Origin of the sequence: Lutibacter sp. (assembly GCF_041562875.1) — a bacterium.
In the GTDB taxonomy this organism is placed as follows: Bacteria; Bacteroidota; Bacteroidia; order Flavobacteriales; family Flavobacteriaceae; genus Lutibacter.
Genome location: NZ_JBFFOE010000113.1, coordinates 1 through 7,328 on the forward strand (window position 1 = coordinate 1; position 7,328 = coordinate 7,328).

Genomic DNA, 7,328 nt, shown 5'->3' on the forward strand with positions numbered 1-7,328 from the left:
AGCAAAATTCACAAGTAAAAACAACACAACCTATAATTGATGGCTTTGACGGGTTAATGGCAAGAATAAACGCTTTAAACCAATTGCCGTGGCTTCCTTCCTTTTTTATCTTTCTACTATTTTTAGCCATAGAAACTTCGCCAATTTTAGCTAAATTAATTGCTCCAAAAGGAGAATACGATTTCAAATTACAAGACATTGAAAATGCTGTAAAAACTTGGGTAACACAAAAAGTAAATCAGCGTGAGCAAGTTTTAAAAGCTGATACTATTTTAAACGAAAACATATACAACGAACTAGCAGAGGAAGAAGTATTATACAATTACAAAAAACAAAAGGCACGAGAAATTATGCAATTTCAAGCAGATGCTTTTTATAAAAGTCAGAAAAGTGTTGTTGAATAATATCACAATCCTAATTTAAAGCTTCTACCAATTTTTTTATTTTAAAAGCTTTTTCAAAATGGTCTAATTTATTTGTTTTAATCCACCATTCAGCAACTTCCATTAATAACTCGGGATTGTTATTTTTATTTGCAAAAAAGGCATAAAAAGACAGACCTACATTTATTCCTTTATTTGCAATTTTATCATCGCAAATAGCAATCATTTTTTGTTTAAATATTAAATCCATCGCTTTAATAATCTTATTTTTCTCCTTGTAAATTACACTCTAAAACTATCACTATATTAAATTAATTCTCTAAAGGATAAATAGTAACACTATAACCCAACCAATTTTGTAACTTGTTATAAATAAGCTGTTTGTCTTCATTAGAAAAATGGTTGATTCTAGTTTTATGAGACCCTTTTTTTAAAATCATTTTAAGCGCATTTATATGGGGTTTTGGGTTTGGAGCACAAGCACCCCATGTATCATATTCTCCATAAATATAAAGAATTTTATTTCCTTGATTTTCAACATAATCACGAACTTTTTTTATATAGTTTTGGTTTAAAGTTAAGTCTATATTTTTTGGTGCAAAACGTAAATTTGTAGGTTTATGAACAACTTTTAGTAAATCTTTAACTGGAGTTGTATCAAAACCATAATAACCAAGTTCTGTCATATGCTGGTAATACGACGGCAATAAATCGTAATAAGTTTCATCATTATAAAAACTAATACCTACAATACTATTTACATAATTAAATAATTCACTAGCTGTAGCATTTTCACCTGGAATTTCTTCACAATTACCACCCCACTGCCAAAAAGAAAATGGAAATTCTAATACTGCATATTCCAAGGCTTCTTCAGTAGAAAGTTCATTAAAACTCATATTCTTTTCCCCCGCATAGCTAGAAATTTCAGTCAAAACCTCATCTCTATTTTCTAAAACTTGCCTTTGAAATTTTGTGATTTTCGCTCGGCATTCATCACTTCCAATCGAATTAATATGAATTTGAGTTCTTATATCTTCTTGTGTATCAATTAAAGGAGCAACATAAGGGACTGCAACATCCACATCGTACGGATATTTAGATTTGTAAATTAAAACCGTTTCACCACCTTTACTGATTCCAGTTGAAATCCATTTACCTTTATACAATGATTTTAGTTTTGTTACTAATTGGTGATAATCTTCAATAGCCTGATCATTTTTTAAGTATTTCCATTGAATAGAATCAGGACGTGATTTTCCATAAAAACGATATTCAACCTGTAGCTGATTTCCTTTAAATATTTTACTTAATTCATAAGTACTTGGATTTGCACTATAACCTTCAGTAATTAATACCATTGGCTTTTTTACATCAGTATGTGACAAGTAAACGTAATGTTTAAATGTGCCAGCATCATAATTATTATGATCTAAAGGTTCATTTAAAATTAATTGAAATGCTTTTGTAAAATGATCTTTCACATCTATTTTAGTTATTTCGGCATCAGGAAAAAGTTGTTCTAATTTTTGTTCGAAAGTTAAAATTTCAATGGGATCTAACTTAACAACTCGGCAAGAAATAATTGAAAAACTTATTGCAACAAATAATATAAGGGATTTATAAAATTTCATAGTGTTTATTTTAAATAAATGCTATAGTGAAAAGCGCTTAAAATTAAGGAAGTTTTTTTTGCTTTGAAAGCAATTTTGAAGTAAATTTTATTCCTTTAAATACTATTCTTAATAACCGAAAGAGAAAACAATACATCAAATAAGTTTCTTTTCAATATACTCTGAATTCATGATACGTAAGGCACCCATATATTTCATTTTAAACATTACCAAGTCTCCAACTTTGTATTTTTTTGAAGTTTTGCTTAAATCCACAACCAGCATATCAGAACTTGCTCCAATAAAGGAAATTTCTTTGTCAACTGGAATAATAAATTCAGTGTTAGAAATATCCAAAAGCCCTATATCTAAAATTCCTCTACTATGATTTTTTCCGTAATCTTCTGGGTTAATTTCAAGTGTTTCTCCTGATGGATTTTCTTCCATTTCTCCATAAGGAACAATAGATTTTTCTGTTACTTCAATTATTTCTGCGTACAACATAAAAACATCATTCTTCATTTTAGAAATTGTTTTATTTCTAAATAAATCAACACCAAAAAATAAGGTTTCCCCAATTCTGAAATGATTAACACCCTTAGGAATTTGTTTATTTAATAAAAGTGGAATCATTACAGAAGATCCTCCTGAAACATATTCAATTTTCTTTCCAAATTTTGCTTCAATCAATTGCTCATATAAACTTAGTTGAATCAATTTATCTTTGCTGGGCATTATCCCACTTAAACAATTTAGATTTGCTCCAATACCTGATACTGTAATATTAGGCAGCTCAAATATTTTTTTGTAAAATGTCATCAAATGTTCACCCAAAATTCCTTCACGCAAGTCACCCAATTCAATCATAATAATAATTCGGTGTATTTTTTCTTGCTTTACAGCCTCTTCAGACAGCCATTTTATGGTTGTGAATTCTGTATTAAAACTAACATCTGCATATTTCACCACATTGGCTATACTTCGCTTTGCAGGTGGTTTTATGTAAATAGTTTCTTTGTTAGGGTTTATAGATTTTATTTTTTTTAAATTTGATAATCGAGCATCACAAACTTGCTCATCTCCTAAGGATAAAACATATTCAAGATACGTTTTGTTTCCACAAAGCATCTTCAAAACAGGTGCCCATTCAATACTGTTTTTTTTAAATAATTGTTGAAGATAGCTGTAATTTATTGCTAATGATTTTCTGTTTAAAGTTATATATGCCATAATTATTATTTAATCTTAAAAAATTAAACACTGTAATTTATTACGTTGTATACACCGAATTAAATAGTACATAATCCGTTGTTAAATCTGTTCCCCAGCCTTTTGATTTGGCTTTCCCATTGTGAAGATCCAGCACAATTTTAAGATGCGACTCCCTCAATAGTTTTTTGATATAATTAGGGTTGAATTCCAATGGAATTCCCTGTTCCAATACCTTTACCGTTTTTTGATCAGAACCGATATAAAGATCAATTTTTTCATAATCAAAAGGAAGGCCTGCATTACCCGCTGCGCTAATAATCCTTCCCCAATTAGGATCGCGACCAAACATAGCGGTTTTAACAAGTGCCGAATCTGAAATTTTCCGAATCATTATTCTTGCATACTCTTCTGTTGGTGCATTCACTATTTCATATTCAATAAACTTTGAGGCTCCTTCTCCATCTGAAACAATAAGCTGTGCCAAATGCACCATCATTTCTTCAAGATGCTTACTAAAAATTTCGTACCCTTTGTCTTTTTTTGATTTGATGATATCATTTTGAGCCAAACCATTAGCTAATACGATAACCATATCATTGGTGGATGTATCACCATCTACGGTTATCATATTAAACGATTTATCTACGATCTCATTTACTATTTTTTTTAAAAACTTAGGTTCAATAGCAATATCAGTAACAATAAACGCCAACATTGTGGCCATATTTGGATGAATCATTCCAGAACCTTTCGCAATTCCTCCCATATTAATTTCACGACCATCAACTTCAAACTCTACAAAACCTTCTTTAGCAAAAGTGTCTGTAGTTAAAATTGCATTTGCAACAAAGGATCCGGCATTGGATCTGTTGGTCAGATTTTTTGCGTTTTCCCGAATTCCTTCAACAATTTCAGTAGTTGGAAATTTGACCCCGATAATACCTGTTGAAGCGACTAACACCAATTCATTGTCTATTTTTAATTCTTCAGCCAACGATTGTGTCATAGCTTCAGCTCCTTCCATTCCTTGTTTTCCTGTAGCGGCATTAGCATTTCCAGCATTAACTACAATGGCTTGAGCTATACCGTTTGCAATATGTTTTTTTGAAACGGTAACTGGTGCTGCAACCACTTGATTTTGAGTAAACACCGCTGCCGCACTTGCCGGCACTTTTGAAAAAATAATGGCTAAATCCCTTTTCATAGATTTAACACCAGTATGTGCTCCCCAACAAGTAATTCCTCTTACGTTTGTTATATTTTTAATCATTTCAATAAATATTATTGTTTGTTTAATTTTGTATTAAATTAAATATTAAGGGTTTAACGGTATTAGATTCAGTCCATTGGTTTGATCCAGACCAAACATAATATTCATATTTTGAATTGCTTGTCCAGCCGCACCTTTAATAAGATTGTCTATAACACTTATCACAATTATCATATTGGTTCGTTCATCATAAGTTACGAATAAATCACAATAATTGGTTCCCCTCACATCTTTTATGGCTGGTTCTTGTTTCCTTAACCTCACAAAAGGCGCATTTTCATAAAAATTATTATAAAGTTCTTTCAGTTTAATTTCATCCATTTTTTCTGTAGGCCGCGCATAAATAGTGGTTAAAATCCCCCTATCTACAGGCAATAAATGTGGTGTAAATTGAATACGTGTTTCTTTTCCTGAAACCTCATCTAATATTCCTTGCATTTCAATAGTATGTCTGTGGTTTTTAAGTCCGTATGCCTTAAAATTATCATTTACATTAGAATAAAGGTTTACAGTTTTTGCTTTAATCCCCGCTCCTGTAACACCTGTTTTTGAATCTATAATAATACGATCTTCCTCAATCAAGTTGGCTTTTAATAAAGGAGCAAGGCCTAAAATGGCACTTGTAGGAAAACAGCCTGGATTTGCAATTAGATTTGCATCTTCAATTTTATCGAAATATAATTCCGGACTTCCGAAAACTGCTTTTTCAATTCCTTCAGGAAAAATATGGTTTAGTTTATACCATTCTTCATAAACTTCCTTTGAACTCAAACGAAAATCACCAGAAAGATCAATAATTTTAAAAGATTTATCTTTAAAACGTTTCACAAAGTCCATAGAAACGCCATGTGGCAAAGCAAGAAAAACAAGATCCAGTTCGTAATTATCAATATCATTGATTGATACTAATTTTTGATCAGCTATTCCTTGCAAAAAAGGATGAACATCAGAAAATAATTCACCTGCCCTACTTTCAGAAGTAATCATGGTAATTTCAACATCTGGATGATTGGTGAGGATACGTACTAATTCCGATCCTGTATAACCAGTTGCCCCTATAACTCCTATCTTCTTTTTATCCATTGTCTTTTAGTTCTTTTAAAGATTTTATTAATACTTCCATTGCCTTTTCCAAATCTTCATAGCTGATGTTTAAAGGCGGTACTAAACGTAGCACATTATTGGCTGTGGCATTTGCCAATACTCCATTTTCAAGCATTTTCACCACCAAAGGCTTTGTTTCAAAATTAAATTCCACACCTATCATCAGTCCCTCTCCGCGAACTTCTTTAATGTCTGGATTTTTCATTCCTTCAATTTTCGATTTTAACCAATTGCCTTTTTCCTCAGCCTGCTTCATCAGATTTTCAGATTCAATAACTTCTATGGTTGCCAATGAAGCGGCACACACCAATGGATTTCCTCCAAAAGTTGTTCCGTGATCCCCAAATTCAATCGCCGAGCTCACTTTTTTATTTGAAAGAATAGCTCCAATTGGAACACCACTTCCTAAAGCTTTCGCTAAAGTCATAATATCCGGTTCTACCCCAAAATGTTCTTTAGCAAACATTTTTCCTGTTCGACCAACACCACACTGAATTTCATCAAATATCAAAACAATACGTTGTTCATCACAAAAATCTCTTAATGCTTTAAGGAAAGTTTTATCTACAATATTAACACCACCTTCTCCTTGGATAGGTTCTATAATAATGGCTGCTGTACTATTATCAACAACTTTTTTTATGGCTTCTATATCATTAAATGGCACTTGAGAAAATCCCTGTGGAATGGGTTCAAATCCTTTTTGATATGCTTTTTTACCTGTAGCAATAGTTGCCATTGTACGTCCGTGAAAGGAGTTTTCAAAAGAAATAATAGTTCCTCCGCGTCCAATACTGTGTGCATATTTACGTGCTATTTTTATAGCACCTTCAACAGATTCCGCACCGCTATTGGTAAAAAAAACCCGATCTAAACCTGATAATTCCACCAGTTTTTTAGAGAGCATCACCTGTGGTTCACTCAAATAAAAGTTTGAAATATGAATTAATTTAGCTGCTTGATCCTGAATTGCTTTTACCACTTTTGGATGGCAATGACCAACGCTATTAACAGCAATACCTCCTAACATATCAATATATTCATTGCCTTCCACATCCCAAATATTGGAACCTTTCCCATGATCAAATGTTAAGGGGTAGCGTTTAAAAGTTTGTAAATAATACTTTTTATCAAGGTTGTTATATGTTTTATTCAATTTTTGTGTCATAGTATAAATTCTTTAAATTATGCAGTGATGCTTGTTCCCATTTCTTGATTTTCAAAAAGGGTTGAAATCTGTTCAGGGATGGTCCCATTGATGATTCTTGCGCGTTTGGCTCCTTTTTCTAAGGCAATTTCACAAGAATCCATTTTAGGAATCATTCCACCCTGAATGCATTTTATTTCTTTTAGGTGATTTATTTCGGCGACTTTCAGTTCATGTATAATGGAAGCTGGATTGTCCTTATCAAGCATTAATCCATCAACATCTGTTAAAATAATATATTGTTCTGCTGAAAGAGCGCCAGCGATATGACCTGCAAACAGATCGCCATTAATATTATAATCGTTACCCTTTTTATCTGAAGCAATACAAGTGATTACTGGAATAAAATCATTTTCCAACAACAATTGGACTAAGGAAGTGTCAACGCTTTCTACATCTCCTACTTGTCCTAAATCCACCATTTCTATCTTTCCGTTTATTGTATGCTCATGCAAACGTTTTTTTGCAGTTACTATTTGTCCATCTTTACCTGATAAACCAACTGCTTTATGCCCCATTGCATTAATTATAGAAATTAG

General features: G+C 32.1%; 8 protein-coding genes. 1 reads left to right on the forward strand and 7 read right to left on the reverse strand.

Annotated elements, in window-relative coordinates; all coding sequences use genetic code 11:
• Nucleotides 1-404 (forward strand): DUF4407 domain-containing protein (locus ABY863_RS11900; protein WP_372795114.1); only part of this gene is annotated, 404 nt, incomplete at its 5' end.
• A 10-nt stretch (nt 405-414) separates the two neighbouring features.
• On the opposite strand, the gene ABY863_RS11905 is transcribed toward ABY863_RS11900, so the two are convergent.
• The 7 genes from ABY863_RS11905 to ABY863_RS11935 all read right to left on the reverse strand — a co-directional run.
• Nucleotides 415-633 (reverse strand): DUF6500 family protein, encoded by a 219-nt coding sequence (locus tag ABY863_RS11905; RefSeq protein ID WP_372795116.1) that lies wholly within the window; start codon nt 631-633, stop codon nt 415-417.
• Nucleotides 634-694: 61 nt separating this feature from the next.
• Complete coding sequence (locus ABY863_RS11910; RefSeq protein ID WP_372795118.1) at nt 695-2,017, reverse strand: S28 family serine protease; 1,323 nt, start codon at nt 2,015-2,017, stop codon at nt 695-697.
• A gap of 135 nt (nt 2,018-2,152) precedes the next feature.
• Nucleotides 2,153-3,226 (reverse strand): alanine racemase, encoded by a 1,074-nt coding sequence (locus ABY863_RS11915; RefSeq protein ID WP_372795120.1) that lies wholly within the window; start codon nt 3,224-3,226, stop codon nt 2,153-2,155.
• A gap of 40 nt (nt 3,227-3,266) precedes the next feature.
• Nucleotides 3,267-4,478 (reverse strand): bifunctional glutamate N-acetyltransferase/amino-acid acetyltransferase ArgJ, encoded by a 1,212-nt coding sequence (argJ, locus tag ABY863_RS11920; RefSeq protein ID WP_372795122.1) that lies wholly within the window; start codon nt 4,476-4,478, stop codon nt 3,267-3,269.
• A gap of 45 nt (nt 4,479-4,523) precedes the next feature.
• The gene (gene argC, locus ABY863_RS11925) at nt 4,524-5,561 is read right to left on the reverse strand and encodes an N-acetyl-gamma-glutamyl-phosphate reductase (protein ID WP_372795124.1); all 1,038 of its coding nucleotides are present in this window, start codon (nt 5,559-5,561) and stop codon (nt 4,524-4,526) included.
• Nucleotides 5,554-6,750, reverse strand: coding sequence for an acetylornithine transaminase (locus ABY863_RS11930; protein ID WP_372795126.1), 1,197 nt, complete (start codon nt 6,748-6,750; stop codon nt 5,554-5,556). Before ABY863_RS11930 ends, argC begins: the two co-directional genes overlap by 8 nt.
• 17 nt (nt 6,751-6,767) lie before the next feature.
• The coding region (locus ABY863_RS11935; RefSeq protein WP_372795128.1) for an acetylglutamate kinase at nt 6,768-7,328 on the reverse strand (561 nt) is incomplete at its 5' end.